We start from the raw sequence: 25,825 nt of genomic DNA on the forward strand, positions 1-25,825 counted from the left end.
GCAGTTAGGAATTTAGTTTTCACATCCCATCAGGATAGGGAGCGCGTAGGGCGCGAAGTGGATCAGTTGAGAACGCCCATCTCCACAGGCGGCCAATGGGTATCACTGAATTGCCTTGCTTCGCGGCGTAACGCGCGGGTCGTCACAGAGCCTTTGGCACCCGCCCCGGCAAAGCGGGGCTAGTTCGATGTCGATCTGGTACAAATCTAGTTTTCCATCGCTTTTCCTCACCATATCATCGGTAAATGTCTTTTTGTCAATAATGATGTTATCATTCTTGATTCCAAGTTGCTTTAGATACGCGCTAGCAACCTTCGCGCGCTCGTCCTTAAGGTGTTCACCGTCCCGTTCCTTCGTATATGCTCCCGATATGATGACGGCTTGAATTTCTACGTCCGGCCATTTTTTAGCCTCGATTACTGCGTCTGCGATTTTCAGTCTGTCAGAATTGGTAACGTCTGTGCTGTTGAGTGGCAACGGGATTCGGACTGATTCTCCAATCGTGCACGCGTGTGCTGGAGCGACGCCAACGCAAGCGGATAGCGCGAGCGCGGACGATGCACGACGGATGATATTTTTGATATGGGTTTTCATTTCATGACTTTTTTGTCAAAGGTTGCAATGTATCCCGTAATGCTATCTGCATTTCGAATTGCACTATCGGGATTGCTCATTGCGAAAATCCTCAATCCGGATTCGGTGTCGGAATACATGATGTCATCGGAATTGAAAGTGTCGATGTAGTGTGTGCATTCGTGGATTAGGGTTTTAACCTTCGATGCTGTCCATAGGTCGCCATTTGAAATCGTGCAAAACTTTGAATAAATGGCAATGATTCGCTTTTCGGAGTCTGGTTTGCATACTCCAGCCGTGTTGCTACCGCTGTCGGGTACTACGCTACAGGTGAGCTGTTTATTCATGGAGTCATCCCATCGAACGACGTTCTCTGGCACAAGCTCTTGCATCGCTTTGAGCAGCCTAGGTAGGCCGGTTGCAAGGATGGATCTTACGTCGTTGTCGGCGCGGCCGAAGTAGAGTCGGGCGCGCGCCCGTTCAGCGATGTCCCATGTCGCTACGCCCTCGATGCGTTGCTGTATCAACGAAATCGCCGCATCGCGAGCATTCGTGACCAGTTTTCTGAATTCCTTGTTGCTCATATTGGAGCATATGGGCGCCGTGTTGATGGAAACATAGACCATTGAACCCGGATTGGTGTTCGTGACAGCGCCCGAGTGGACGAGAACCCAATCTTCATTTTCGTTAGCCTCGAAGTCGTATTTCTTTCCGCCGGAAAAATCGTTCATTGCGTCAATGTTCCTTCGTATAGATTTTCAAGGATGTCGCCGCGTCCGTGACGATACGCTGTGTTTGACCCGCGCCGTTCGTGGTGCCGGTGAAGATTTTTCCGGTATCCGTGACGATCCGGTAATGGACGTTTGAAAGCGTTTGACCCGCATGATCGCAGAAGGTGTATTGCTCATCGTGCGCAGCGTATTTGCTAACGAAAGGGGTTGGTTGGCTTGATGAGGGGGCGACGATTCCCGTCGCGCCGCCCGGATCGTCGTAAAAGATATTGCAATCGCTGCCCGCAAGAACCATGTTCATTCCACATGGACAGAGTACGCGATCGCCTTCGAGAACAACGCTGCGCCCGTGCCACGTCATGTGCGTTGCGCTTCCAACGATCTTGAACAAACCGGTGCAATTGCCGCATGTCGCCTCGTCACCAGTAAGGGCTACATGCTTGCTGTCACTAAATATCGTTGCTGTAGTTGCGACGACGAAGCCCCCCGTAGTCGTCGGGTCGCCGTGCCTGACTGCTCGTCGGCTCATTGTTGGCTCCTCAATTGAAGTTGGTAAAAATCCAGTCGCCCGACTCGGGGTCATAGATCGCGTATTGATCGATAGCCGCATCGTCGATTGCGATGGTCGGGGGCTTGCGTGCCCATGCTTCGGCTTCTGCGTCGGCAATCTGCTCGGTGGTCCAACTAGCCATCATTTCGAGCGTCTGACCGAACCGGGATAATCCAGCGCGCAGATAAGCTGTTTCGATTCGTTCGACCACGCAATCCGGAAAGTGGATCGCGAAATGGTCGCGTTGATCTATCGGCACATCGAACGACGCAGAGGTGTAGGTCATCAACGGATGCCCTGCTTCGGAAACGGCTAGACGGCCCCCGTTCGCTACATACGCATAGTTCACGGCAACCAATAATCGGCCGTGTTGTTCCATGAAGTGACGGGTATCTACCTGTCGAAAATCGATCGGCCAAAAATGGTCCTCGCTGTTGATGAGCGTTCGCGAACCCATGACCGCATCAAGAGGGGAAAGATAGGTGCAGATGAACGGATCTCGCGTGCAGATCATTTTCATGTTGCCGCAGTACATCGGGCCGATAGCCTCGGAGGCGCCGACTGGCACTACATGCGGCGTATGCACCATCGCATGAAGTCGTATAGACGAGTGAAGAAAGTAAGGGCAATCAGCATGTTCGATTTCGGTCATGGATTCCGCGATCTTATGCACTTAGGAATCCATGAAGATCTCAGGTAAGAATTGCTTTGTCTATCGTACATGTCTGATTTTTCGGCTGAATTTCGCATGAAGCACTGCCCAACGGCAGACGATCCTCTAGCGACGCGTTTCCATCGGACGATGAGCCTGGCACGCAGAAAACGACACGGAAGTTGACTACCGATGGCGTCGTATCGATCGACGGCAAGAGCGTATGCCGCTCACGCAGTGCGAATCAGCGGGGCATCCATCTGGTCTCGGCTTCGGTGTGGCTCGGGTAAGTCGCTGAGTCTCGCCAGCGACAACCCGCTGCACCTGCATGGCATAATCCGCCCGCCGTGGCGGCCACGCCGATCGCGGCGGCCAAGAACGACAATTTCAAGACGAACAGGGCAGGGATGACACCGACGACGATGGCGGTACGCCTGACATCGGCGCTCGCGATACTGGCGCTGGCGGGATGCGCGACGCAGGGCGGGACGAATTCAACGTACGACCCGACGAAGGATGCGCGGATTCGCGCCTACTGGGGGCCGGTCGTGTACTTCCACTTCAATCGCGGATGCCGGCCGCCCGAAGCATTGCTCGCCGGGTATCCGGATACGATCGTTGCGACCAAACCGGGCCTGTCGGCCCTCGTCAACAAGACGGTCGGCATGCCGGTGCCGGACGACGCCGCGAAATATTTCCACGAATACGTGGTGCCGGCGGGCAAGCCGATCACGATCACGTCTCGCGCGAGCTACCAGGACATGCAAGGCGGGAAAACCGTGCGCGTTTCCGATCCACCAGTGTCCGGGACCTTCGTCCCGGCGGCCGGGCACGACTATGAGGTCTGGGGTTCGGCAGGATCCGCGTACGACCATCTGACGCTGCGCGAACTGCATGTCGACGCCGGTCGCGTGACGGCAACGCCGCTGCCGATCGCGCCGGCGCCCGTGTGCGAGTGACCGGCCGGCGCGCAGCCCGTCACGCTTCCACCGGCATCGCACTCGTGCATTTGATCTCGTCGAGGCACACGCTCGAATGCACGCCGCTCACGCCGGGAATGCGCATCAGCGTCTCGAGCAGGAACGTGGACAGTCCCTTCAGGTCGCGCGCAACGACCTTCAGCACGTAATCGATGTCGCCGGTCACGGAGAAGCACTCCTGGATCTGCGCGAGATCGGACACGAGCTTCTGGAATTTCGACAGGTCGCGGATATGCCCGCGCTCCATCGTCACGTGCACGAATGCGGTGACGCCGAAACCGAGCGTATCGGGGCAGAGCCGCGTCTCGTAGCGGCGGATCGCGCCGATCTCCTCGAGCCGCCGGTGGCGGCGCAGCGTCTGCGCAGGCGACAGGCCCACGGCCTTCGCCAGGTCGAGGTTCGATGCACGGCCATTCTCCTGCAGCACGGCCAGCAAGCTCCGATCGATGCGGTCGAGAACCGGTTCAGGCATTTTTATTTCCTCAGATGTCTCCCGGATGCAATCTTATCTCATAATGTAGGGTTTGCATGAACCGGTTACGAAACCCGATTTCGTCGTCGCAACGCTAAACTGACGCCGGATTTTCGTGTGCGATCGCAGCAATGCGGCCGCAGGCGGCAATCGGCGGCCGATGCAGCAGGGCCGCCGGCAGCGTTCGGGTGCCGCCGCACGAAGATTGCAGTCCCCAACCCGGTGGCTCCACGAACGGCCGCCGGCATAGCAAAACAGTGCCCGGCACACCGAGGCGCACCGCTTCCCCAGGAGGCGGACAGAGTGGAGAAGACATGGTTTCTGGACACGAGCAAGACGGCCTGAAGCGCGGGCTGAAGAATCGGCACATCCAGCTGATTGCGCTCGGCGGCGCGCTCGGCACGGGGCTCTTCCTCGGCATCGCGCAGACGATCAAGATGGCCGGCCCGTCCGTGCTGCTCGGCTACGCGTTGGCCGGCATCGTCGCGTTTTTCATCATGCGCCAGCTTGGCGAGATGGTCGTCGACGAGCCGGTGGCCGGCTCGTTCAGCTACTTCGCCGACAAGTACTGCGGCCACTTCACGGGCTTCCTGTCAGGCTGGAACTACTGGGTGCTGTACATCCTCGTCAGCATGGCCGAGCTGTCGGCGGTCGGGATCTACGTGCAGTACTGGTGGCCGGGCGTGCCGACCTGGGTGTCCGCGCTCGTGTTCTACGTCGTGATCAACCTGATCAACCTGACGAGCGTCAAGTCGTACGGCGAGACGGAGTTCTGGTTCTCGATCATCAAGGTCGCCGCGATCGTCGGCATGATCGGCTTCGGCGGCTGGCTGCTTGCGAGCGGCCACGCGGGCCCCGAGGCAAGCGTCGCGAACCTGTGGCAGCACGGCGGCTTCTTCCCGAACGGCGTGTCGGGCCTCGTGATGTCGATGGCGGCGATCATGTTCTCGTTCGGCGGTCTCGAGCTCGTCGGCATCACCGCGGCTGAGGCGGACGATCCGAAGCACAGCATTCCGCGCGCGACCAACCAGGTGATCTACCGCATCCTGATTTTCTACATCGGCGCGCTCGCCGTGCTGCTGTCGCTGTATCCGTGGGAGAAGGTCGTCTCCGGCGGCAGCCCGTTCGTGCTGATTTTCCACGCACTCAGCAGCAACCTGGTCGCGAACGTGCTGAACGTCGTCGTGCTGACGGCCGCGCTGTCGGTTTACAACAGCGGCGTGTACTGCAACAGCCGGATGCTGTTCGGCCTCGCGCAACAGGGCAACGCGCCGAAGGTGCTGATGTCCGTGAACAAGCGCGGCATTCCGCTCGCGGCACTTGGCGCGTCGGCGCTCGCGACCGGCTTGTGCGTGCTGGTCAACTACTTCATGCCCGGCAAGGCGTTCGAGGTGCTGATGGGCCTCGTCGTGTCGGCGCTGATCATCAACTGGGCGATGATCAGCCTGATCCACCTGAAGTTCCGCCAGGCCAAGCGTGCGGCAGGACAGCAGACTTTCTTCCGCAGTCTGGGCTATCCTTTCACGAATTACCTGTGCCTGGCGTTCATGGCCGGCATTCTCGTCGTGATGTACCTGACGCCGGATCTCCGCCTGTCGGTGTACCTGATCCCGGTGTGGCTCGCGGTGCTCGCGATCGGGTATCGCTTCCGTCAGAAGAATGCCGCCTATGCGCTGCGCGACAGCGCATCCGCACGGTAATGACGGCCCTGTCCACGCAGGCCGCACCGACGCAGGCAGCAAGACTTTTCATCCAACGAGACCGATAAAGCCATGTTCGAACACATCGACGCGTATCCGGGCGACCCGATCCTGACGCTCAACGAGAACTTCCAGAAGGATCCGCGCGAGCAGAAGGTCAACCTCAGCATCGGCATCTATTTCGATGCCGAAGGCCGGATTCCGGTGATGGGCGCCGTCCGCGAAGCCGAGACGGCGCAGCAGCGCGAAATCGGCCCGAAGCCGTACCTGCCGATGGTCGGCATGGCGCCGTACCGCGACGCCGTGCAGGCGCTCGTGTTCGGCGCCGATCACCCGACGCGCGCGGCGGGCCGCATCGCGACCGTGCAGACGCTCGGCGGCTCGGGCGCGCTGAAGGTCGGCGCGGATTTCCTGAAGCGCTATTTCCCGGACGCGCAGGTGTGGCTGAGCGACCCGAGCTGGGAAAACCACCGCTTCATCTTCGAGCGTGCGGGGTTCACGGTGAACACGTACCCGTACTACGACGAAGCGACGGGCGGGCTGAAGTTCGACGCGATGCTCGCAGCGATCAATACGCTGCCCGCGCGCAGTGTCGTGCTGCTGCACGCGTGCTGCCACAACCCGACCGGCGTCGATCTCGACGAAGGCCAGTGGCAGAAGCTGATCGACGTGATCGAGGCGCGCGAGCTGCTGCCGTTCGTCGACATGGCTTACCAGGGCTTTGGTGCCGGCCTCGACGCGGATGCGTTCGCGGTGCGCGAGCTGGCCCGCCGCGGGCTGCCGGCGCTCGTCGCGAACTCGTTCTCGAAGAACTTCTCGCTGTACGGCGAGCGGGTTGGCGGCCTGAGCGTGATCTGCGAGGACGCCGCCGCGGCGGACCGCGTGCTCGGCCAGCTCGCCGGCGCGGTGCGCTCGAACTACAGCAATCCGCCGATCCACGGCGCGAAACTCGTGTCGACCGTGCTGAATACGCCCGCGCTGCGCAAGCAGTGGGAAGAAGAACTCGCGGCGATGTGCCGCCGCATCGCGCGGATGCGCCAGTCGATCCACGACGGGCTGCGCGACCACGTGAGCGGCGAAGCGCTCACGCGCTACGTGAAGCAGCGCGGCATGTTCACGTACACGGGCCTGACCGAATCGCAGGTCGACGCGCTGCGCGAAGTGCACGGCGTGTACATCCTGCGTTCGGGCCGGATGTGCGTCGCGGGCCTGAACGATTCGAACGTCGGCATCGTTTCCGACGCGATCGCGAAGGTGCTGAAGAGCGGCGTCTGATCCGGCGTCTGGCCGATACGCGCGCCGCGTGCGCGCGACCGCATGAAACCGGCTGTCCTCGTTGCGGGGGCAGCCGGTTTTTTTGTTTTTCGCGGTATTCCGGGGTGTGGCTATTTTCGAGTGAGCGGCACGGCGGCAGCGGGATGGAAGCGGCACGCGTTTTGGCCCAAACGTGGCGCCGACGTCAGCTTTCCGTACCCCGGATGATCCAGTGTTTACCCCGTCCACGACAGACCATTACCGCGCCTATGCTCAATGACGATTCTGCGCGGTTCGTCCACCCGCTCACCGTGGACCTCGACTTCACCGAGCAGTATCTGGCGACCACGGGAATGCTGGAGCGACGTGTCGACGTGTCGACGTGCTCGGGGAGTGCGGCAGGCACGCACATTCGACTCTCGTGATGCAGATCCCGTCGGGCGCTTGCGTGGAGATCGCGCCGATCGCGTGACGTCGGGTGGGCATTTCAGGAGATCGCGATGCTTCTGCCCTTCAAGCAGGTCGACGTTTTTACCGTCACGCCCTTCAAGGGCAACCCCGTCGCTGTGATCTTCGATGCCGATGGGTTGAGCGATGCCCAGATGCAGACCATTTCCAACTGGACCAATCTGTCGGAAACCACCTTTGTGGTCAAGCCAACGGATCCGCGAGCCGATTACCGGGTACGGATTTTCACGCCGCAAATGGAACTGCGGTTCGCCGGCCACCCGACGCTGGGCACCGCGCATGCGTTGCTGGAGCGCGGCCTGACGCCGCACAGCCCCGGGCGCTTGTGGCAGGAGTGTGGTGTCGGTCTGGTGGAGGTGCGTCAGGACGACGACGGATCGCTGGCGTTCAAAGCGCCGGATGCGCGCTGGCGTGAAGTGGAACGCGAACACTGGCCGTCGCTGGCGCGGGCATTGGGGGCCGAGCGGCTGGAAGACAATCCGCCGCCGCAGATTGTCGACATCGGCGTCGCGTGGATCCTGTGCCGCCTGCGCGACGGCGAGGCCTGTCTCGCGCTGTGCCCCGATTTCGCCGCTCTGACGCGACTCAGCGAGCAGTTTGGCGTAGGGGGCGTGGCGACTTTCGGCGAGTTGGGGCCACAGACGGGCGCTGCTTATGAGGTGCGCTGCTTCGCTCCGGCCGACGGCATCAACGAAGACCCCGTTACCGGCATCGCGAACGCGTGCCTCGCGCTCTATCTGCAACGCACGGGCATGGCGCCGGCGCAGGGCTACCGCGTGCGCCAAGGGGCCGCGATGGGGCGAACCGGCCAGATCGACGTGCGCTATAGGGACGACGGGGTATGGGTCGGCGGGCATTCCGTCACGTGTGTGGACGGAACGCTGCGGCCTCGTTAAGACGTCTGGGTCAGCCCTCCGAAATTTCTCGTCACTGTGTTTCGCGACTCGCCGGCGCTGCACAGCGCTGGACGGTTGATCTCGCACGCGAGCAGCCGTGCCGCCGCGCTGCGGCGCCGCATGGCTGTCGCGTCTGCGCGCGGGGCGGTACGATGCGCGGATGGATCGTAATGATCGTCAAGTCGAGGAGCAACCTGCGAATGAGCATTCGAATCGTGCAGCTGGGCTCGCCGCGTGCGGACGGCGAGGGCGTGCGGATCGGCACGGTGCGGCGTCCGCCGCGCGGCGTGCCGAAGGCCGAGTTTGCGTCGCGCAACTATTACGACGTGTGGCTGCCGACGCTGTCGCCGACGCCTGAACTCGTCGCGCAGGCGCTGCACGCCGAAACCGACGCCGACTGGCGTGCGTTCGTGCGCAAGTTCCGCGCGGAGATGAATCACGGCGATGCGCCGAAGGTGCTGGACCTGCTGGCTACGTTGTCCGCGACCTCGCAGTTCTCGATCGGCTGCTATTGCGAGAACGCGCACCGCTGCCACCGCAGCATCCTGCGCGACCTGCTCGCCGAGCGCGGTGCGGTGATCGAGCCGGGCGCGTCCTGAGCGGCGGGCGGCGCTGCCGAGCCGCGAACGCACGCGACGGTTTTCCGCCTGATATGGCGCAGCCGGCGCTGTCAGACCGGCGCTCTCGGGCCGACGCACTCACGCCCGCGCTGTCAGCCCAACGCTCTCACGCTGGCGCCGCGTCCGGCGCTTCCCACGGCGGCAGATCGGCCCAGCCGAGCGGGCCATAGACCGTGCCACCCGCCGATTCGACCGTCTCGACGAATGCCTGCAGCGTCGCACCACCCCATACGAGCAGCGAGTTGGCGTCGAGAAAGTTCTCGCTGCGCAGCCACGGGGCGGTGCCGCGATTGATCTGCTCGACGCTATATGCGCCGCCGTGCCGCCCGGCTTCGGGCGGCAGCAGCAGCGGCGCGTCGAACGCAACCTTCAGCACTTGCGTGCGCGAATCGCTGTAAGGCGGCTTCGCGACCGCCTGGTACGGAATCGTCGCCCAGCTTTCGCCGCATTGCTCGTCGAGCGGCAGGCACGTGAAGTACGCCCACGGCGCGTGCACGAAGCACAGCCGGTACAGATCGCGGGCGCCGTCCAGATTCGCTATCAAGCCCATTGAATATCCAGTGCAAATCACTGCCCCGTATTACTGCCCGATATTACTGCCCCGTATTGCCACCCCATAAGCCGGCGCACGCCGCGTGCGAGGCGTTCGCGCGAATCGGGCCGATCGCGCCCGAGCGTGCCGGTTTACTTCCTTTGACCGCCCGGCGGCCGCCGCGTTGAGCGGCGTTGAGCAACGTCATGCGGAGCGAGCCGCACGCACGACTCGCTTGACGTGGGTCAAGCGCGCGGCAGCGTGCGCCTCTATGCTCACCTCATGGACGCACCAGGACGGTGGCGCGCATCGGGAGGCACCCGGTTCCGCGCGGCCGGCCGGTCAGGCGGGCGGGATGCGGCGGGGGCCGCGGGAGGAGCAGATGGCGCTGTCGGGCAACATCCGGGAAGGCGACTGGACGGTCGAGGTCGAGACGCGGCCTGACGACGCGGGCGGGTTCCGCTGTCGCGTGCGGGTCGAGCACGGCGCCGGTCCTGCCCGGTTTCAGCATGCGTTCGAGCATGGCCACGTCTATCCGACGGAGCGCGAGGCGGTGCTCGAAGGGCTGCGGGCCGGCATGACGTGGATCGAGCTGAAGCTGTCGCAGGTATTCAACGTATAGGCACGGGATGACGCAATAACGGGAATGCGTACGCGGGGGCGTGCGTGCAACGCGCGGCGGGATCGCGCACGATGCCGGTCGGACTGCGGCCGGCGAGAACAGGCCACGCAGTCACAGATGAATCTTCGCCGTGCCGCGGACAAGCGGGCGGCGCATGCAAGGCGGTCGGCGCGAGGGCGACCCCGTCAGGAGAAATAACATGGGCGTGGGGATGCAGATCGCCTATTTCGGGTTTGCCGGCTCGGCCGCGCTGGAAGCGGAAGCCGGCGCACAACTGGTGCGGCTCGACCGGTTCCGCGCGCTGATCAGCGGTTGCCATCTGGCGATCGAGTCACGGGCGACCGGCCCCGGCCAGCGCGCGTACGACGTGCGGCTCGACCTGATCACCCGCAACAACGAGCTGAAGCCGGTGCCGCATTGCGTCGGCGACGACGCGAACGAAGCGGTGCGCTGCGCATTCGCGCAAGCGGAGCGCGAGCTGCTCGCATGGCAGGTCGCCGTGCCGAACGGGCCGAACGGGCCGTCAGGCGCGCATGCGATGCGTTGACGAACGGAGCGCGGCAGATGCGTGCCGACTGCGAGTCGCGTGTGTGGCGTGTGTGTGTGACGCGTCGCCGTGCGCTGCGTCACACGCGCGCGAGCGCTTCCGCGTCGATGATGCGCACGCGCTTGCCATGCGTCTCGACGAGCGATTCGCGGTGGAACCGGGAGAACATCCGGCTGACGGTCTCGAGCTTCATCCCGAGATAGCAGCCGATTTCCTCGCGCGTCATCCGCAGGTTGAACTCGGACGCCGAGTAGCCGCGCGCCTGGAAGCGCGACGACAGGTTCAGCAGGAACTGCGCGACGCGCTGTTCGGCGGACATCGTGCCGAGCAGCAGCATCTGGCTCGATTCCCGGACGATCTCGCTGCTCAGCATCTGGTACAGGAAGTGCTGCATCGGCTTCATCTCGCGGCATGCGGCCTCGAGCGGGCCGAACGGGATGATGCACACGACGCTGTCCTCGAGCGCGATGGCGTCGCAGCAATGGTGGCCGCCGCCGATGCCGTCCATGCCGAGCGTTTCGCCGGCGATCTGGAAGCCCGTCACCTGTTCGCGGCCGTCGCGATGCACCATCACCGTCTTGAACGAGCCCGCGCGCACCGCGTAGATGCTCTGGAACGGATCGTCCGCGCGGAACAGCGCGTCGCCCTGCCGGACGTGGCGGGTCGTGCAGATGATCGCGTCGAGTCGGCCGTACTCGGCCGCCGTCAGCTGCGGCGGCAGGCACATCGAGCGCATCGCGCAAACCGAGCAGCGCGCGGTCGGGTGTTTCGGGGCATCGGCGCGCGCGATCGCGTGAAGCGGGATCGGCGGCCGCGGCGCGACGGGCACGGCGGCTGCGCTAACGGATGCTGAGGACATAATGCAACTCCGGCACTTTCAGGGGCGGTGCACGCGACGCGCGCGCACCAGGGATTCGATCACATGGCATGCGGCGTCGAATTCGGCGGTCTTGTCGAAGAAGTAATCCGCGCCGGCCGTCGCACAAGCCTCCCTGAATGCCGGCGCCGAGTGATTCGTGAGCACGATCGTGATGACGCGTGGCGCGTATTTCGACAGCGTCCCGATCAGATCGAGGCCGCTGCCGTCCGCGAGCCGCAGGTCGACGATCACGACATCCGCCTGGCACTGGCGGATGTGCGCCCACGCACCCTGGCCGTCTTCCGCTTCGCCGACGACGTCGACGCCGCGGATCGCGCCGACGAGCAGGGCGATCCTGCGCCGCACGGCGAACGCGTGATCGACGAGGAACACCCTGAGCGCGGCGGGTGACAGGCTGGCATTCATGACAGCCAGTATCGTGTTGCGCCGCCGAAAAGGAAATCGGCCGAATTGGAAGTTTGCGTAGGCAGGTTCGCCGCGTTGTAGGGTTTTTCCTACAATGCGTGGCGCGGCATGGACGCGTAAAGGCGGCGTGCGCCGCCGTTACGCGCCCGCGCCGCCGGTCTCAGGCGCCGCCGCGTGCGGCGAGGGCGTCGCGCGCGGTGCGGCACGCGGCGAGATCCCATGCCGCGCAGCCGACGCTCTTGAACAGCAGCGGCCCGCTGCGCTCGAACGTGCCGCGCAGCACGTCGGCGAGCGACGCGACGCTGCGCCAGTCGACCTGAGCGAGGATCAGGTCGCCCGCTTCGTGGCGCGCGCCGGCCACGTCGTCGACGACGAGCCGGCTGTTGCGGACGGTACCCGCATCGATTTCCGCCGCGTCGGCCGTGAAGGCGCCGACGCCGACCACGAGCCGGCCTTCGCGCGCCGCTTCACGGTAAACCGGCGTGCGGCTCGTCGTCAGCGTGACGACGACGTCGATCGTGTCGGCAATCGGGCTGTCCGGCTCGAGCGGCGTGAGCTGCGGCGCATGCGCGCGATGGGCCGCGCAGAATTCGGCGGCGCTGGCTGCGCGGCTGCCGCGCACGTACAGGCGCGCAGCGGGGAAGATCGCCGCGAGCGCTTCCGCATGATTGGCCGCCTGCTTGCCGGTGCCGATCAGCAGGATCTCGCGCGGCGCATCGCCATGCAGCGCCTGGATCCCGAGCGCGGTGATCGCTGCGGTGCGGCGGCCGGTGACGGTCGGGCCGTCGAGCACGAAGCGCATCTCGCCGGTGAGCGCGTCGCACGCGATGACCTGCCCGAGGATCGTCGGCAGCCCGCGCGCGCCGTTGCCGGGACACACGTTGACGAGCTTGTGGATCGCGAGGTCGCGCGCGCTCGACGGCATCGACAGCATCACGCCGCCCGCCTGCAGCGGCACGACGAGCCGCTCAGGGCTGACGATCTCGCCCGCCGCGTATTCGACGACGGTTTGCCTGAGCGTCGCGAGCAGCGCCGGATAGTCGAGCAGTGCGGCCGTCGCGGCCGCATCGAAAGCGGGAATCTGGGAAAGAGTGGTCATTGTGCGAGTCGGAATGTCGGGTGAACGTGGACGGGCGGGCGACCAGTGCGCCCGGTGCGTGGCTGCGGATACCGCAAAACAGGCGGTCTGGATCGAATCTATACCAGCAGCTGGCGGGATGGCAAGCCAGAAAGTGTGGCGAGGCGGTAATTTTGGTTCTAATATCAGTCCAAAGGAGCGATCCAGGCCGCGTCGGGCAGACGACACGACACGGCGCGCGGCTCCGGTATAGTGCGAACCCATTCCGATCCACGACCAGAACACCCGGCAGGAGCTTCACGATGTCGTCCGCGCGCCCAGAATTCTTCGAAAGCGGCTTCCGGCCGCTGCAAATCTACGAGCAGGTCGCCGAACGGATTCGCGACGAGATCCGCGCGGGGCGCTACGCGCCCGATTCCCGGCTGCCGTCCGAGCGCGAACTCGCGGCGCTGTTCAAGGTCGGCCGCCCGGCCGTGCGCGAGGCGCTCGGCGCGCTGCAGAACGAAGGGCTCGTGTTCACGAAGCGCAATTCGGGCACCTACGTCGTGCCGGCGCCGCTCGACGTGCTCGAGCGGGCCGGCCTCATGCGCGACGCGGCCGAGGCGGACGTCAGCCCGACCTCGACGCTCGACGTGCGGCTGATCCTGGAGCCCGCGATTGCGCGTCTCGCGGCTGCACAGGGCCGGCCTGACCCGGTCGCGGAAGGCTATCTCGCGCAGATGGAGACGATCACCGACGTCGACGACCCGCACCAGCGTGCGCTGTGGAACGAGAGCGACCGGCTGTTCCATCGGCAGATCGCGCTGATGACGGGCGACGCGCTGATCGTGAAGATCGCCGACGAGGTCGCGAAGACGATGGACCAGCCGCTGTGGAAGCGCCTGAAGGACGACGGGATCTACGACGCGGGCCGGGTCCGGCTCTACGTGTCCGAGCACCGGCTGATCTACGAGGCGATCGTGTCGGGCGATGCCGACGCGGCCGCGTTCTACGTCGAGCAGCACATTCGCCGCGTGCGGCGCGACATCGCGCCGAAGTAAGCGGTTCGGACGTGCGCTGGTTCGCGATCAGACCAGATTTCTGACCAATTTTTTTGAAATTGCTTGCGTACTGACCACACGTATCCTACATTGGTTTAACTAAAAACCAATCAGGAGACATCATGCGTAATCTCGTCACTGCGCTCGCCGTGGCTGCGGCCGTCGGCGCGCTGACTTCCGCGCAAGCACAGGAAGTCGTCATGATCGGGCATTCGGCGCCGCTCACGGGCCCGCAAGCCGCGAACGGCAAGGACAACGAAAACGGCGCCCGCCTCGCGATCGACGAACTCAACAAGCAGAACATCAAGGTCGCCGGCAAGACCGTGACGTTCAAACTGGTTTCCCAGGATGACCAGGCCGACCCGAAAGTGGGCGTGCAGGTCGCGCAGAGCCTCGTCGACAAGGGGGTCGTCGCGGTGCTCGGCCCGTACAACTCGGGCGTCGCGATCCCCGCATCGAACGTGTACAACAACGCAGGCGTGCCGATCCTGCCGGTCGCGTCGAACCCGGCGCTCACGAAACAGGGTTTCAAGAACATCTTCCGGATCGGCGCAAGCGACGAGCAGCTCGGTGGCACGATGGCCGTGTTCGCCGCGAAGACGCTGAAGGCGAAGACGGCCGCGATCATCGACGACCGCACCGCTTACGGGCAGGGTGTTGCCGAGCAGTTCCTGAACGTCGCGAAGGCGAACGGCATCCAGATCGTCGACCGTGAGTACACGAGCTCGTCGGCGACCGACTTCCTCGGCATCCTGACGACGATCAAGTCGAAGAACCCCGACGTGATCTTCTTCGGCGGCTACGCGGCGCAGGGCGCGCCGATGTCGAAACAGATGAAGCAGCGCGGGCTGCGCGCGAAGCTGCTCGGCGGCGACGGCATCTGCTCGGCCGACATGGGCAAGGTCGCGGGCGAAGCCGCGGCGATCGTCTATTGCGCGCAAGGCGGCGTCGCGCTCGAGAAGACGGCGGCCGGGCGCGAATTCCTGAAAAAGTACCACGACGCGTATCACACCGACACGCAGGTCTATGCGGTCAACTACTACGACGGCGCGAAGCTGCTCGCCGACGCAATGGTGAAGGCCGGCACGACGACCGACAAGGCGAAGCTGATCGCGCAGCTCGCGAAGTCGGGCTACAAAGGCATCGCGGGCACCTATTCGTTCGACGCGTCCGGCGACCTGAAAGGCGCGCCGACGGCCGTCTACGTGATCCGCAATGGCCTGCCCGTTCCGTATGGCAACTGACTCACCCCTTCCGAACCAACGATGAAACTTACCCGATCCCTGTCCACCGTCGAAGTCCACACCGGCGGCGAGGCATTCCGTATCGTCACGAGCGGCCTGCCGCGTCTGCCGGGCGACACGATCGTCCAGCGCCGCGCCTGGCTGAAGGAGCACGCGGACGACATCCGCCGCGCGCTGATGTTCGAGCCGCGCGGCCACGCGGACATGTACGGCGGCTACCTGACCGAACCCGTGTCGCCGACTGCCGATTTCGGCGTGATCTTCCTGCACAACGAGGGCTACAGCGACCATTGCGGACACGGCGTGATCGCGCTCTCGACCGCGGCGGTCGAGCTCGGCTGGGTGCAGCGCACGGTGCCGGAAACGCGGGTCGGTATCGACGCGCCGTGCGGCTTCATCGAGGCGTTCGTCAAGTGGGACGGCGAGCACGCGGGGCCGGTGCGCTTCGTCAACGTGCCGTCGTTCATCTGGATGCGCGACGTGTCGGTCGACACACCGTCGTTCGGCACTGTGACGGGCGATATCGCGTATGGCGGCGCGTTCTATTTCTACGTCGACGGCGCGCCGTTCGACCTGCCCGTGCGCGAGGCCGCGGTCGAGCAGCTGATCCGCTTCGGCGCGGAGGTGAAGGCCGCCGCGAACGCGAAGTATCCGGTCGTGCATCCCGAGATCCCGGAGATCAACCATATCTACGGCACGATCATCGCGAACGAGCCACGCCATCCGGGCTCGACGCAGGCCAACTGCTGCGTGTTCGCGGACCGCGAGGTCGATCGTTCGCCGACCGGCTCGGGCACGGGTGGCCGCGTTGCGCAGCTCTACCAGCGCGGCCGGCTCGCGATCGGCGACACGCTCGTCAACGAGTCGATCGTCGGCACGATCTTCAAGGGGCGCGTGCTGCATGAGACGACCGTCGGCGAGATTCCGGCAGTGGTTCCGGAAGTGGAGGGCAGCGCATACATCTGCGGTTTCGCGAACTGGATCATCGACGAGCGCGATCCGCAAACCTACGGCTTTCTCGTGCGCTGAACGCGCGCATTCGCCGTAATCCGGTTGTTGTACCAGGTTGGCGCGCGTTTCCGGATGCCGGACGCGCGCCTTTTTTGCGTCGATCGCTTCACGTGGCTTCATCGGGCTTCAGGCGCGCGAACCGGAGCTGATCGTGCGCCGCAGCGCCCGCGTGCCGGTGCGACGCGCAACATTTGGTACGATGCACGCTTTCCAGCAGATCCCACACCCGCGTGAATCGCCGAAACGTGTCGTCAGTGCGTGCCCTCTGTGCCAGATGGGTCGCGCGCGCCCAACCCGTCGCGGCCGCCGCCGCCGCGCCAGTCAAGCGTCTCCTCGCCGTCGTCTGGTTCCACCTGCGTCATCCGACGCGCCGTGGCGTGCTGCTCGCCGCCGCTGCCGTACCGGCGCTGTTCGTGCTGTACGTGCTTGCGCTGATCCCGTTTACGCCGGGCATCGGCGACATCCGCAAGGCGCGCGTCGACCAGCCCGCGCAGGTGCTGTCGTCCGACGGCAAGCTGCTCGCCGATTTCAAGCCGTCGAATCGCGAGTGGGTCGCGCTCAAGCAGATCTCGCCCCACATGATCGATGCGCTGATCGCGACCGAGGATCACCGCTTCTACGAACACCACGGGCTCGACTGGCGCCGTACCGCGGGGGCCGCGCTGCACACGTTCTCGGGCAGCCGCCAGGGCGGCTCGACGATCACGCAGCAGCTCGCGCGCAACCTGTATCCGGACGAGATCGGCCGCGCACCGACGCTCACGCGCAAGGTGAAGGAAGCGATCACCGCGCTGAAGATCGAGGCGGTCTACAGCAAGGACCAGATCCTCGAGACCTACCTGAACACGGTGCCGTTCCTGTACAACGCATACGGCGTCGAGATGGCCGCGCGCACCTATTTCGACAAGTCGGCGGACGAGCTCGACGTGCTCGACAGCGCGACGCTCGTCGGGATGCTGAAGGGCAACAGCTACTACAACCCGGTGCTGAACCCCGAGCGCGCGCTGGCGCGGCGCAATACGGTGCTCGGCCAGATGGTGAAGTACGGCAAGCTGTCGCCGGCCGCGTTCGAGCAACTGAAGCGCCGCCCGCTGCGCGTCGACTTCGAGCGCCAGAAGGAGCCGCCGGGGCCGGCGCCGCATTTCGCGCAGCAACTGCGCAAGTGGCTGATCGCGTGGGCCGACCGCAACGACTACAACATCTATTCGGACGGGCTGATCGTCCGCACGACGATCGATTCGCGCCTGCAGGCGATGGCGACGCAGGCGCTGAAGCAGCAGGCGAACCAGCTGCAGGGCATCGCGAATGGCGCGTGGAGCGGGCGCGACGGCTGCGGTACCGACAACGAGGTATTCCGCACGTTCATGCGCGAAGCGCCCGAATACAAGGCGATGCAGGATGCGGGCAAGAACGACGCGGCCGCGATGAAGGCGCTCGCGGCCGACCGCGGCTTCATGCGCGCGCTGTGCAAGGCGAAGACCGACGTGCAGGCCGGCTTCGTCGCGATCGATCCGCGCACGGGGCAGATCCGCGCGTGGGTCGGCAGCCGCGACTTCACGAACGAGCCGTTCGACCATGTTGCGCAGGCGCGCCGCCAGCCGGGCTCGACGTTCAAGCCGTTCGTCTACGGCGCCGCGTTCGCGAGCGGGATGACGCCGGACGACACGTTCGTCGACCAGCTGGTCGAGATTCCGCTGAAGGGCGGCGAGATCTGGCGGCCGAACGACGACGTGCCGCCGACCGGCAAGCCGATGACGCTGCGCGACGCGATCGCGCTGTCGCGCAACCGGATCACCGCGCAGGTGATCGAGAAGATCGGACCCGCGAAGCCCGCGCGGCTCGCATACGCGATGGGCGTGCGCGACAGCACGCTCGAACGCGTGCCGTCGCTCGCACTCGGCACGAGCCCCGTCACGCTGAAGGAGATGGTGACGTCGTACGCGACGATCGCGAACGGCGGGCTGTATCTCGAACCGCAGATGGTGACACGCATCGAGAACCGCAACGGCGACGTGCTCGCCGAGTTCGCGCCGGCGCCGCCCGAGCGCGCGCTCGACACGGAAACCGACAAGACGCTGATCGACGTGATGCGCGACGTCGTCAATCGCGGGACCGGCACGAGCATCCGCACGCGCTTCGGCATTCGCGGCGACGTCGCGGGCAAGACCGGCACCACGCAGGACAACGCGGACGGCTGGTTCATCCTGATGCAGCCGAATCTCGTCGCGGGCGCGTGGGTCGGATTCGACGACGGCCGCGTGACGCTGCGCAGCGATTACTGGGGGCAGGGCGCGCACAGTGCGCTGCCGATCGTCGGCGACTTTTTCCAGCGCGCGCTGCGTGCGCGGCTCGTCGACGCGAAGGCGAAGTTCGACACCGAGCCGTCGCCGGGCTGGTTCGGTTCGATGCAGGACCGGCTGTCGGGCTGGTTCGGCACGTGGTTCAGGCACGAGCCGAACGCGCCGCCCGCGCCGGCGAAAGTGCAGCGCGCGCCGCAGCCGGTTGCGCCGGAAGCGGGCGAGGCATCGGCGGCGTCGGCGCCGGAAGCGGCTTCGGGCGGCATCGTCGAGGAATGGGTGCCGGCGTCCGAGGTGGCCGCGTCGGCCGCCGCGCTGTCGGCCGGCAGCACGGCCGGAGCGTCGCAGTCGGCCGCGACCGATACGGCAAGCGGCGCGACCAGCGGCAATGGTGGCAACGGTGGCAACGGCGGAAATGCGGGCAACGGCGCAGTGCCTGCCGCCGTACCGCCCGCCAGCCCCGCGTCGCCGGCTCCGGCTCCCGCCACCCCCGACGTGCAGCCGCCCGTCGGTGCGAGCGGCGTCTACTGATCCGCCTGTTCAGGTTTTGCGCAAGGCTGCCGTAATACCGTCATCACGACAGCCTCGCGCGGGCCGCACCGCGTCTTTCCGATGCGCAGTTCATACGATTACGTCGCGCTCGAGCGCGACGATTTCGCGGCCGGCGCGCCGCTGGGATTCGATCTCTACGACATCGGCGGCACCGCGCTGCTGCCGGCCGGCACGACGCTGCACGACCCGGCACAGCATGCTTTCCTGTTCGATCATTTCCGGCCCGCGAAGAAGGGCGAGCACGCGTCGCCGGCGCGGCCGCCGTCAGGCAACAGCATTGGCCTGACGACCGGCGCATCGATCGGCATCCGGCGGCGGCTCGGCGAGACGCAGACGATGCTGCGCTGCCGGCTGATCGGCCGCGGTGCCACCCAGTCGCTGTTCGTCGAGCCGAAGCATGCGGCGGCGCTCGAGTTCGTGCGCGGCGACGACGTCGAGGCGATCGCGATCGGCCGCGCGGCCGTGGTACGGTTCGCGGCGACCGTCGAAGCGGTACACGGCGGGCCGACGCCGTTCATGGTGCTGTCGCCGCCCGGTTTCGTCGAACGGCTGCGCACGCGCGCCGAGCCGCGCGTGCCGGCGCGGATTGCCGCCCGCTGCTGTGGCGGGCAGGACGGCGTGGGCAGCTTCGGGATCGTGCGCGACATCAGCCTGAGCGGCCTGTCGATCGCCACGTGCGACCCGGTCGCGGCGACCGGGGAGCCGCTGCGGATCCGGCTGCCGTATGAAGTCGGCGGCAATGTCGCGCTGCTGCCACTCGCCGGCACCGTGCGCCACGTGCACATGGATCCGGCGGCGCCGGGCTTCGTGCTGCATCACGTCGCGTACGACGAGATGGAGCCGGCCGATGCGGTACGCCTGAAGGCGCTGCTGTTCGACCGGCTGATGGCGTGGGCGGACGTCGGCGGCGTGCGCTGAGCCGCACGGCGTGCGCGAAGTGTTCCTGGCGCCATTCGCAATGCTGGCACTGATAATAATCAGACAAATAGACGGGGTCGCGACGTATTGTATAAATTCCGTCAACAGTGAATTCGTGATTTAAGTATTTACCCTGATTGCCGGGCCTCCTAGACTTCAGGTCATGCGCAAAGACTCACGGTCCGAAGCGCCTGAAAAAAACATCTCGGAGGTACTACATCATGAAGTCACTGATCAAAGCAGTTGCACTGGCCGCTCTGGTGGCCGCCCCGGTCGTGTCGTTTGCGCAGTCGAACCAGCAGCCGCTGACGCGCGCGCAAGTGCGCGCCGAACTGGTCCAGCTCGAAAAGGCCGGCTACAACCCGAACGACTGGATCAACTATCCGGAAAACATCCAGGCCGCGCAGGCGAAGATCGCCGCCGCGCAGAACACCGGCGCAGCCGACACGACGGGCTATGGCGCGAACCCGGCGGCAAAGTCGCAGGCCGGTGACCGCGTGGTCGTGCCGGCAACCCGCGACCGCTCGTCAGTTTATTTCGGCCAGTGAACGCCGGCGCCCGGTAGGGCGCGCGTGTCGCCCGGAACGCAAGGCCCGCACACGATGTGCGGGCCTTTTGTTTTGAAGGGCGTTTGCCGACGAATTCGGAGAAAATCCGGCGTGCCGTGCCGTGCCGTGCCGTGCCGTGCCGTGCCGTGCCGTGCCGCGCAGCCGTATCAACCGCGCACCCAGCGCGCCAGCTCACGCGTACTTCGCGCATCTCCGCGCATCAGGCACCTGCTTCGACGCTTTCTCCGCTATGCCCGCGCGCGCCCGGCGAGCACGAGCGCAATTCCGCCGAGGATCGCGGTCGACGCGATCGCGAGCCGCCAGGTCGGCTGCTCCGCGAGGAACAGCACGGCGCCGCACGCGGCGATCGGCGGCACCGACAGCTGCACGGCGGCCGCGCGCATCGCGGTGAGGTGCTTCAGTGCCGCATACCAGATCACATAGCCGAGTCCCGAAGTCAGCGCGCCGGACGCAACCGCGAGTAGCGCGCCGCGCGTCGTCAGATGAAACTGCCCGGCGAGCGCGACGCTCAGGATCAGCGCCATCGGCGCGGCACGCAGGAAATTGGCGGCGGTCGACGCGAGCGGATCGGCGAGGCCGCGCCCGCGCAGCGAATAGACGCCCCACGCGATGCCGGCGGCCGACATCAGCACGACGCCGGCCGGCGTCGGCGCGGACACGCCAGGCGACACGAGGTACAGCAGCCCGGCGACCGCGGCGCCCATGCCGAGCCACCCGGCGGCCGCGAATCGTTCGCCCGCGCGCAGGCCGGCCGCGAACATCGTCAGCTGGACCGCGCCGAACAGGATCAGCGCGCCGGTCGCGGCGCTGACCGTCAGGTACGCGAACGAGAAGCACGCGACGTACACGAACAGCATCGTCGCGGCGAGCCAGTCCGCGCGCGGCGGCGGCCGGTGCGCACCGGCGCGTGCGACGATCGCGAGCATCAGCGCGCCCGCCACGAGGCGCAGGCTGCCGAAGCTCGCCGCATCGATCCGTGCGTCGTGCAACGCGAGGCGGCAAAGCAGCGAGTTCGACGCGAACGCGAGCATCGCGACGCAGGTCAGCAACACGGTGCGCGCGGTTGGCTGTGTGCCCGTCGGCGCGGGATCGGACGAGGTCGCGAGCGGGCGCACGGCCGCCTCACAGGTGTCCGGCGAGATGCCCGGCGGCGATCAGAGCCGCGCCGCCGAGCAGCGCGAAGCCGAGCGGCGCGGTGAGCCGGCGCCCCCACGCCGCATTCTTCTCGACGGCCATCGCTGCCGCGAGCGCGAGCATCCAGCCGAGGCTGCCGGCGCCGACGACGAACATCAGCAGCATCAGCGCCCAGCAGCAGCCGACGCAGAACAGCCCATGCCGTCCGCCGAGCGCGAATGCGTGCCGGTGCGGCGCGCTGCCGCGCCAATGGCTGATCACGAAGCTGAGCGGGGTCCGGCAGCGATCGAGGCAGCGCGTCTTCAGCGCGCTGAACTGGAACGCGCCGGCCAGCGCGAACACCGCCGCGCCGATCAGCCAGCCGCGCCACGCGAGCGCCGGCACATGAGCGACGCCCGTCAGCAGCAGTGCATGCAGGCCGTGCGCGAGCAGCCCGAACGCGCTCCAGACCGCGACATAGCCGAGGCCGACGAGCGCGAGCAGGCGCGCGCGATCGGGCCGGTCCGCGACGACCCGCGCGAACGCATTGAACAGCGACAGCGTGGTCGGCAGCATCATCGCGAGGATCATCAGCGTCCACGATGCCGCGTAAAGCATGGCCGGCAGCCACAGCGTCGCGCCGGGCAGCGCATGGCACAGCGTCGCGATCGGCCCGGACAGCGTCCAGCCGTCGTGTTCGAGGTAGCGTCCGTACGGGCTGCGCGTCCACGCCCACAAAGCGGCCCACGCGAGCGCGACGAGGCTCGCGAACACGAGCGGAAACACGCGGCGATGTTGCAGCGCGGCCATGGCCGTTCCCGCCGCCGCGCGAACACGCGTGTGCCGCGCGGCGAGCGATGCCGTTCAGGCGTCGAACAGGAACGTGCTCTGCAGCGCGTTGTGATTCGTCAGGTTGACGTCGATACCGATCGCCGCGTTCTTCGAACGATAGACAGGCGCCTTGCCGACGAAGACGGGCGCGCCAGGCACGGTCGAGAACACGGTATCGGACAGCGTCGTCGGCGCGCCCGACGGGCCGACGTAGGGTTCGAGCTCCGCGAGGTAGTCGGTGCCGATCGCGAGCGTGCCTTTCGCACCGGTGACGTCGAACCGGATCGGCGCGCGCTCGACCGACACGACCTTGCCGATCAGCTTCACGAGGTCGGCAATCGGGCCGCCTGCCTCGCCGGTGTAGACCTTCAGCAGCGCCCGCTCCTGTTCGACGGATGCGTTGTCGCTGACGAAGATCGCGGCGGTCCAGTTGCCCTCGAGGATGTTGCCCGGCACGTGGCAGACGGCGGCGATCGTGTTGCCGCTCACGTCGACGCCGTCGACGGCACCCTTGTCCATATGCCAGGCGACGATCGTGTCGCAGGTGCCGAAATCCGGATCTTCACCGATCCAGCACGGACACAGCACGCGGCAGTTGCAGACCTCGAGCAGACGGCCTTCCAGGTGATAGCTCATGGTTTCCTCCATTTTGCGAGAGCGACCGCGCGATGCGCGACGCAGCGGAAACCGGCCGACGCTCGGTCAGGCCTGATCGACGGTGTGAACGCGGAATGCGCAGAGGAATGCGACGAGTGCGGGGGCGAGGTGGATGCGCTAGCGTGAAGCCGGATCAGTATCGATTTTTGGAGTGTAGGCGCGGGCGGGCGATATGCAAGCCGATGCAAGCCGATCCGGGGTGGGCGCGCGCGTGCCGGGCTGACAAGCGTGCGCGCGTGCGCTAGCATCGCGGTCGATGTCGCCGCACTGATGCGGCCGATGCGCGTGTGAACGCGCCGGCCCGTGACGCGGCGCCGTGCGCCGAGGCGCGGCAGGGCGGTTGGCCCGGCATCGTGTTCCACGACATCAACGAATAAAAAGGAGCGTCCATGCGTGTCTTGACCGGTCTGCTGTGCTCGTTGGCACTGGCGGCGAACGCCCATGCGCAGGCGAACTGCGCGAATGCATCCGACCAGGCGGCGATGACGGCGTGTGCCGATCGCGCGTACCGGAAGTCCGATACGGAGCTGAACCGCGCGTACCAGGCCGTGACCGCGCGTCTGCACGATAACGGTGCGCTGGCGGAGAAACTCGTTGCCGCGCAGCGCGCGTGGATTGCGTACCGCGATGCCGAGTGCGGTTTCTCGAGTGCCGGCGCGGCGGGCGGCAGCGTCTATCCGATGGTGATTTCGACGTGCCTCGACGATCTGACGAAAGTGCGCACCGAGACGCTGCAGGGCTATCTGTCGTGCGACGACGGCGATCTCGCCTGTCCGGTGCCGGCGAAATGAGTGGGCGGCGTAACGCGGCAGCGGTCGCCCGCGTCACGCCCACTGCGATGCGCGGCCCGTCGTGCGTCGCCGTCAGACGTCGCCGTTACACGTCGTCCGTTTCGTCGAGCAGCTTGTGGCGCATCGCGTAGCGCACGAGCGCGGCCTCGTGCGGCATCTGCATCTTCTCGAGGATCCGCGTCTTGTACGTGCTGACCGTCTTCGCGCTCACGCACAGCGCCTGCGCGATCTCCGTCAGCGTCTGCCCCGCGGCGATGCGACGGAACACGTCGAATTCGCGGTCTGACAGTCGCTGGTGCGGCAGCGTTTCCGCCGGTTCGTTCAGGCTCTGCGCGAACTGCTCGGCCATCGCGAGGCTCACGTAGACGCCGCCCGACGCGACCTTCGTCACCGCGCCGACCAGCTCGGCGCTCGCGCTTTCCTTCGTCAGGTAGCCGGACGCGCCCGCGCGGAACGCGCGCACCGCGTACTGCTGTTCCGCATGCATCGTCAGCACCAGCACGCGCAGCGCGGGCTTTTCGTCCTTGATCTGCTTGATCAGTTCGACGCCGTTGCGGCCCGGCATCGACAGGTCGAGCACCAGCACCTGCGCGGGGGTCGAGCGCACGAGCGCGATCGTCGTCGGGCCGTCCCAGGCTTCTCCCGCGACCTCGAAGCCGCTGGCGTTCTGCAGGATGTGCCGCAACCCGTCGCGCACGAGCGTATGGTCGTCGGCGATGAGCACCTTGATCATGTGTATGTGTTTTCCTGTTGGATCGTGTTCAGCGGGAGTGCGACGGTGAGCGAGAAGCCGCGCGCGAGCGCGGTGTCGATCGTCACGGTGCCGCCCAGCATGTGCGCGCGTTCGCGGATGCCGATCAGCCCGAATGACTTGTCCTCGTGCGACGGGCCGCCGGGCGCCGCGCCGCGGCCGTTGTCCGCCAGGCGCAGCACGCAGAAGCCGCTCTCGACGTCGAGCGTTAGCGCGACCCGCGTCGCGTCCGCATGGCGCGCGACGTTGGTCAGCGCTTCCTGGACGATGCGGAACAGCGTCGTCGCGCCGGCGCTCGTGAACGTGAGGCCGCCCGTTTCGATGTGCCGCTCGACGTCGATGCCGTAGCGGTTCGTGAAATCGTTCGCGAGCCATTCGATCGCCGGCACGAGGCCGAGATCGTCGAGCATCACGGGCCGCAGGTCGGCTGCGATGCGCCGCACCGATGCGACCGTCGCATCGATCAGCCGCCGCATGCCCTGCAGTTGCGTGAGCATGTCGCTGTCGGGCGCCGTGCCGTCGGCCGCGCGCAGCCGGTTTTCGACGACCGACAGGTCCATTTTCAGCGCGGTGAGTTGCTGGCCGAGGTCGTCGTGCAGTTCGCGCGCGATGCGGCTCTTTTCCTCCTCGCGCACGTTCTGCAGGTTCGCCGACAGCTCGCGCAACTCCTCGCGCGACTGCTTGAGCGCGTTTTCCGCGCGCAGGCGTTCGGTGATGTCACGCAGCATCACCGTGTAGAGCTTGCCGGACGCATCGCGGATCTGCGAGATCGACGCCTCGATCGGGAACTCCTCGCCGTTGCCGCGCAGCCCGAACAGCACGCGCTGCCGGCCCATCTGACGCTCCGACACGCCGGTCACGCCGAACTGGTCGACGTGCTTCGCATGCGCGGCGCGGAACCGCTCGGGGATGAAGCGCGACAGCGGCGCGCCGATCGCTTCCATCGCGGATACGCCGAATACCTGCTCGGCCATCGGATTGAAGATCACGACCGTCTGCTGTTCGTCGATCGTGATGATGGCCTCCATCGACGAGCGGATGATGCCCATCATCCGCGCTTCGTTGAGAATGCCGCGGCTGCGCGCGCATTC

The 25,825-nt window shown here is 65.9% G+C and carries 29 protein-coding genes; 15 read left to right on the forward strand and 14 right to left on the reverse strand.

The features are described from left to right. Nucleotides 1-102: 102 nt before the first annotated feature. The 4 genes from G3N94_RS11860 to G3N94_RS11875 are packed head-to-tail and all read right to left on the reverse strand — an operon-like array spanning nt 103 to nt 2,527. Nucleotides 103-594, reverse strand: a complete 492-nt coding sequence (locus G3N94_RS11860; protein ID WP_205792577.1) for a hypothetical protein — start codon at nt 592-594, stop codon at nt 103-105. Next, nucleotides 591-1,304, reverse strand: a complete 714-nt coding sequence (locus tag G3N94_RS11865) for a M35 family metallo-endopeptidase (RefSeq protein ID WP_205792578.1) — start codon at nt 1,302-1,304, stop codon at nt 591-593. The genes G3N94_RS11860 and G3N94_RS11865 overlap by 4 nt, the downstream gene beginning before the upstream one ends. 4 nt (nt 1,305-1,308) lie before the next feature. Then, nucleotides 1,309-1,833 carry a PAAR domain-containing protein gene (locus tag G3N94_RS11870; protein ID WP_205792579.1) on the reverse strand — a complete coding sequence of 175 codons (525 nt, stop codon included), beginning with the start codon at nt 1,831-1,833 and terminating at the stop codon, nt 1,309-1,311. Between the two features lie 10 nt (nt 1,834-1,843). Continuing rightward, nucleotides 1,844-2,527, reverse strand: a complete 684-nt coding sequence (locus G3N94_RS11875) for a hypothetical protein (RefSeq protein WP_205792580.1) — start codon at nt 2,525-2,527, stop codon at nt 1,844-1,846. A 386-nt stretch (nt 2,528-2,913) separates the two neighbouring features. Here G3N94_RS11875 and G3N94_RS11880 point away from each other — a divergent pair, with 386 nt between their 5' ends. Continuing rightward, nucleotides 2,914-3,465, forward strand: a complete 552-nt coding sequence (locus G3N94_RS11880; RefSeq protein ID WP_205792581.1) for a hypothetical protein — start codon at nt 2,914-2,916, stop codon at nt 3,463-3,465. A 19-nt stretch (nt 3,466-3,484) separates the two neighbouring features. On the opposite strand, the gene G3N94_RS11885 is transcribed toward G3N94_RS11880, so the two are convergent. Beyond that, on the reverse strand, nt 3,485-3,958 hold the full coding sequence (locus tag G3N94_RS11885; RefSeq protein WP_124597345.1) for an Lrp/AsnC family transcriptional regulator: 474 nt from the start codon (nt 3,956-3,958) through the stop codon (nt 3,485-3,487). 314 nt (nt 3,959-4,272) lie between these two features. On the opposite strand from G3N94_RS11885, the gene G3N94_RS11890 reads away from it, so the two are divergent. The 5 genes from G3N94_RS11890 (at nt 4,273) to G3N94_RS11910 (ending at nt 8,875) form a co-directional block, all read left to right on the forward strand. After that, entirely contained in the window at nt 4,273-5,658 is a 1,386-nt protein-coding gene (locus G3N94_RS11890) for an amino acid permease (protein ID WP_205792582.1), read from the forward strand. Between the two features lie 72 nt (nt 5,659-5,730). Further along, nucleotides 5,731-6,933, forward strand: coding sequence for an amino acid aminotransferase (locus tag G3N94_RS11895; RefSeq protein WP_205792583.1), 1,203 nt, complete (start codon nt 5,731-5,733; stop codon nt 6,931-6,933). Nucleotides 6,934-7,181: 248 nt separating this feature from the next. Next, entirely contained in the window at nt 7,182-7,337 is a 156-nt protein-coding gene (locus G3N94_RS11900) for a hypothetical protein (protein WP_205792584.1), read from the forward strand. Between the two features lie 75 nt (nt 7,338-7,412). After that, nucleotides 7,413-8,276, forward strand: coding sequence for a PhzF family phenazine biosynthesis protein (locus G3N94_RS11905; protein WP_205792585.1), 864 nt, complete (start codon nt 7,413-7,415; stop codon nt 8,274-8,276). A 200-nt stretch (nt 8,277-8,476) separates the two neighbouring features. After that, the gene (locus tag G3N94_RS11910; protein WP_205792586.1) at nt 8,477-8,875 is read left to right on the forward strand and encodes a DUF488 family protein; all 399 of its coding nucleotides are present in this window, start codon (nt 8,477-8,479) and stop codon (nt 8,873-8,875) included. A 127-nt stretch (nt 8,876-9,002) separates the two neighbouring features. On the opposite strand, the gene G3N94_RS11915 is transcribed toward G3N94_RS11910, so the two are convergent. Continuing rightward, nucleotides 9,003-9,446: a hypothetical protein gene (locus G3N94_RS11915; RefSeq protein ID WP_205792587.1), complete on the reverse strand. Its 444-nt coding sequence runs from the start codon at nt 9,444-9,446 to the stop codon at nt 9,003-9,005. A 364-nt stretch (nt 9,447-9,810) separates the two neighbouring features. Here G3N94_RS11915 and G3N94_RS11920 point away from each other — a divergent pair, with 364 nt between their 5' ends. Both G3N94_RS11920 and G3N94_RS11925 read left to right on the forward strand, forming a co-directional pair. Then, on the forward strand, nt 9,811-10,050 hold the full coding sequence (locus tag G3N94_RS11920) for a UDP-glucose 4-epimerase (protein WP_205792603.1): 240 nt from the start codon (nt 9,811-9,813) through the stop codon (nt 10,048-10,050). Nucleotides 10,051-10,249: 199 nt separating this feature from the next. Then, the gene (locus tag G3N94_RS11925; RefSeq protein WP_205792588.1) at nt 10,250-10,597 is read left to right on the forward strand and encodes a metal ABC transporter ATPase; all 348 of its coding nucleotides are present in this window, start codon (nt 10,250-10,252) and stop codon (nt 10,595-10,597) included. Between the two features lie 79 nt (nt 10,598-10,676). Here G3N94_RS11925 and G3N94_RS11930 read toward each other — a convergent pair whose 3' ends face one another. The 3 genes from G3N94_RS11930 to lhpI form a co-directional block, all read right to left on the reverse strand. Further along, nucleotides 10,677-11,456, reverse strand: a complete 780-nt coding sequence (locus tag G3N94_RS11930; protein WP_205792589.1) for a helix-turn-helix domain-containing protein — start codon at nt 11,454-11,456, stop codon at nt 10,677-10,679. Between the two features lie 18 nt (nt 11,457-11,474). Beyond that, a complete protein-coding gene (locus G3N94_RS11935) occupies nt 11,475-11,882 on the reverse strand; it encodes a response regulator transcription factor (RefSeq protein WP_205792590.1) in 408 nt (135 codons plus the stop codon). A 160-nt stretch (nt 11,883-12,042) separates the two neighbouring features. Beyond that, entirely contained in the window at nt 12,043-12,981 is a 939-nt protein-coding gene (gene lhpI, locus G3N94_RS11940) for a bifunctional Delta(1)-pyrroline-2-carboxylate/Delta(1)-piperideine-2-carboxylate reductase (protein ID WP_205792591.1), read from the reverse strand. A 281-nt stretch (nt 12,982-13,262) separates the two neighbouring features. Here lhpI and G3N94_RS11945 point away from each other — a divergent pair, with 281 nt between their 5' ends. The 6 genes from G3N94_RS11945 (at nt 13,263) to G3N94_RS11970 (ending at nt 20,570) form a co-directional block, all read left to right on the forward strand. Continuing rightward, entirely contained in the window at nt 13,263-14,000 is a 738-nt protein-coding gene (locus tag G3N94_RS11945; protein ID WP_205792592.1) for a FadR/GntR family transcriptional regulator, read from the forward strand. A gap of 122 nt (nt 14,001-14,122) precedes the next feature. Continuing rightward, nucleotides 14,123-15,244, forward strand: a complete 1,122-nt coding sequence (locus tag G3N94_RS11950) for a branched-chain amino acid ABC transporter substrate-binding protein (RefSeq protein WP_205792593.1) — start codon at nt 14,123-14,125, stop codon at nt 15,242-15,244. A 21-nt stretch (nt 15,245-15,265) separates the two neighbouring features. Then, nucleotides 15,266-16,273, forward strand: coding sequence for a trans-3-hydroxy-L-proline dehydratase (gene lhpH / locus G3N94_RS11955; protein ID WP_205792594.1), 1,008 nt, complete (start codon nt 15,266-15,268; stop codon nt 16,271-16,273). A 227-nt stretch (nt 16,274-16,500) separates the two neighbouring features. After that, nucleotides 16,501-19,083 (forward strand): transglycosylase domain-containing protein, encoded by a 2,583-nt coding sequence (locus G3N94_RS11960; protein ID WP_346778688.1) that lies wholly within the window; start codon nt 16,501-16,503, stop codon nt 19,081-19,083. 81 nt (nt 19,084-19,164) lie between these two features. After that, entirely contained in the window at nt 19,165-20,022 is an 858-nt protein-coding gene (locus G3N94_RS11965; protein WP_205792596.1) for a PilZ domain-containing protein, read from the forward strand. Between the two features lie 221 nt (nt 20,023-20,243). Continuing rightward, nucleotides 20,244-20,570, forward strand: coding sequence for a DUF4148 domain-containing protein (locus tag G3N94_RS11970; RefSeq protein ID WP_205792597.1), 327 nt, complete (start codon nt 20,244-20,246; stop codon nt 20,568-20,570). A gap of 248 nt (nt 20,571-20,818) precedes the next feature. Here the strand turns inward: G3N94_RS11970 and G3N94_RS11975 are convergent, their stop codons facing one another. From G3N94_RS11975 to G3N94_RS11985, 3 genes are all read right to left on the reverse strand, one after another. Further along, the gene (locus tag G3N94_RS11975; protein ID WP_241021780.1) at nt 20,819-21,622 is read right to left on the reverse strand and encodes a DMT family transporter; all 804 of its coding nucleotides are present in this window, start codon (nt 21,620-21,622) and stop codon (nt 20,819-20,821) included. 91 nt (nt 21,623-21,713) lie between these two features. Then, nucleotides 21,714-22,514 (reverse strand): DUF2182 domain-containing protein, encoded by an 801-nt coding sequence (locus G3N94_RS11980; protein WP_205792599.1) that lies wholly within the window; start codon nt 22,512-22,514, stop codon nt 21,714-21,716. A gap of 54 nt (nt 22,515-22,568) precedes the next feature. After that, the gene (locus G3N94_RS11985) at nt 22,569-23,171 is read right to left on the reverse strand and encodes a DUF1326 domain-containing protein (protein ID WP_205792600.1); all 603 of its coding nucleotides are present in this window, start codon (nt 23,169-23,171) and stop codon (nt 22,569-22,571) included. A gap of 410 nt (nt 23,172-23,581) precedes the next feature. On the opposite strand from G3N94_RS11985, the gene G3N94_RS11990 reads away from it, so the two are divergent. Further along, a complete protein-coding gene (locus G3N94_RS11990; RefSeq protein WP_205792601.1) occupies nt 23,582-23,983 on the forward strand; it encodes a lysozyme inhibitor LprI family protein in 402 nt (133 codons plus the stop codon). Between the two features lie 85 nt (nt 23,984-24,068). Here the strand turns inward: G3N94_RS11990 and G3N94_RS11995 are convergent, their stop codons facing one another. Together G3N94_RS11995 and G3N94_RS12000 are read right to left on the reverse strand one after the other, a co-directional pair. Next, the gene (locus G3N94_RS11995; RefSeq protein WP_124597363.1) at nt 24,069-24,716 is read right to left on the reverse strand and encodes a response regulator transcription factor; all 648 of its coding nucleotides are present in this window, start codon (nt 24,714-24,716) and stop codon (nt 24,069-24,071) included. Then, the coding region (locus G3N94_RS12000; protein ID WP_241021777.1) for a PAS domain-containing sensor histidine kinase at nt 24,713-25,825 on the reverse strand (1,113 nt) is incomplete at its 5' end. The genes G3N94_RS12000 and G3N94_RS11995, both read right to left, overlap by 4 nt.

This window comes from Burkholderia sp. Ac-20353 (genome assembly GCF_017104785.1).
GTDB lineage: Bacteria > Pseudomonadota > Gammaproteobacteria > Burkholderiales > Burkholderiaceae > Burkholderia.

Coding starts and splice junctions, on each gene's coding strand:
- G3N94_RS11860 (WP_205792577.1), bottom strand. CDS start 594: ATGAAAACCCATATCAAAAATATCATCCGTCGTGCATCGTCCGCGCTC.
- G3N94_RS11865 (WP_205792578.1), bottom strand. CDS start 1,304: ATGAACGATTTTTCCGGCGGAAAGAAATACGACTTCGAGGCTAACGAA.
- G3N94_RS11870 (WP_205792579.1), bottom strand. CDS start 1,833: ATGAGCCGACGAGCAGTCAGGCACGGCGACCCGACGACTACGGGGGGC.
- G3N94_RS11880 (WP_205792581.1), top strand. CDS start 2,914: ATGACACCGACGACGATGGCGGTACGCCTGACATCGGCGCTCGCGATA.
- G3N94_RS11885 (WP_124597345.1), bottom strand. CDS start 3,958: ATGCCTGAACCGGTTCTCGACCGCATCGATCGGAGCTTGCTGGCCGTG.
- G3N94_RS11890 (WP_205792582.1), top strand. CDS start 4,273: ATGGTTTCTGGACACGAGCAAGACGGCCTGAAGCGCGGGCTGAAGAAT.
- G3N94_RS11895 (WP_205792583.1), top strand. CDS start 5,731: ATGTTCGAACACATCGACGCGTATCCGGGCGACCCGATCCTGACGCTC.
- G3N94_RS11900 (WP_205792584.1), top strand. CDS start 7,182: ATGCTCAATGACGATTCTGCGCGGTTCGTCCACCCGCTCACCGTGGAC.
- G3N94_RS11905 (WP_205792585.1), top strand. CDS start 7,413: ATGCTTCTGCCCTTCAAGCAGGTCGACGTTTTTACCGTCACGCCCTTC.
- G3N94_RS11910 (WP_205792586.1), top strand. CDS start 8,477: ATGAGCATTCGAATCGTGCAGCTGGGCTCGCCGCGTGCGGACGGCGAG.
- G3N94_RS11915 (WP_205792587.1), bottom strand. CDS start 9,446: ATGGGCTTGATAGCGAATCTGGACGGCGCCCGCGATCTGTACCGGCTG.
- G3N94_RS11920 (WP_205792603.1), top strand. CDS start 9,811: ATGGCGCTGTCGGGCAACATCCGGGAAGGCGACTGGACGGTCGAGGTC.
- G3N94_RS11925 (WP_205792588.1), top strand. CDS start 10,250: ATGGGCGTGGGGATGCAGATCGCCTATTTCGGGTTTGCCGGCTCGGCC.
- G3N94_RS11930 (WP_205792589.1), bottom strand. CDS start 11,456: ATGTCCTCAGCATCCGTTAGCGCAGCCGCCGTGCCCGTCGCGCCGCGG.
- G3N94_RS11935 (WP_205792590.1), bottom strand. CDS start 11,882: ATGAATGCCAGCCTGTCACCCGCCGCGCTCAGGGTGTTCCTCGTCGAT.
- lhpI (WP_205792591.1), bottom strand. CDS start 12,981: ATGACCACTCTTTCCCAGATTCCCGCTTTCGATGCGGCCGCGACGGCC.
- G3N94_RS11945 (WP_205792592.1), top strand. CDS start 13,263: ATGTCGTCCGCGCGCCCAGAATTCTTCGAAAGCGGCTTCCGGCCGCTG.
- G3N94_RS11950 (WP_205792593.1), top strand. CDS start 14,123: ATGCGTAATCTCGTCACTGCGCTCGCCGTGGCTGCGGCCGTCGGCGCG.
- lhpH (WP_205792594.1), top strand. CDS start 15,266: ATGAAACTTACCCGATCCCTGTCCACCGTCGAAGTCCACACCGGCGGC.
- G3N94_RS11965 (WP_205792596.1), top strand. CDS start 19,165: ATGCGCAGTTCATACGATTACGTCGCGCTCGAGCGCGACGATTTCGCG.
- G3N94_RS11970 (WP_205792597.1), top strand. CDS start 20,244: ATGAAGTCACTGATCAAAGCAGTTGCACTGGCCGCTCTGGTGGCCGCC.
- G3N94_RS11975 (WP_241021780.1), bottom strand. CDS start 21,622: ATGCTCGCGTTCGCGTCGAACTCGCTGCTTTGCCGCCTCGCGTTGCAC.
- G3N94_RS11980 (WP_205792599.1), bottom strand. CDS start 22,514: ATGGCCGCGCTGCAACATCGCCGCGTGTTTCCGCTCGTGTTCGCGAGC.
- G3N94_RS11985 (WP_205792600.1), bottom strand. CDS start 23,171: ATGAGCTATCACCTGGAAGGCCGTCTGCTCGAGGTCTGCAACTGCCGC.
- G3N94_RS11990 (WP_205792601.1), top strand. CDS start 23,582: ATGCGTGTCTTGACCGGTCTGCTGTGCTCGTTGGCACTGGCGGCGAAC.
- G3N94_RS11995 (WP_124597363.1), bottom strand. CDS start 24,716: ATGATCAAGGTGCTCATCGCCGACGACCATACGCTCGTGCGCGACGGG.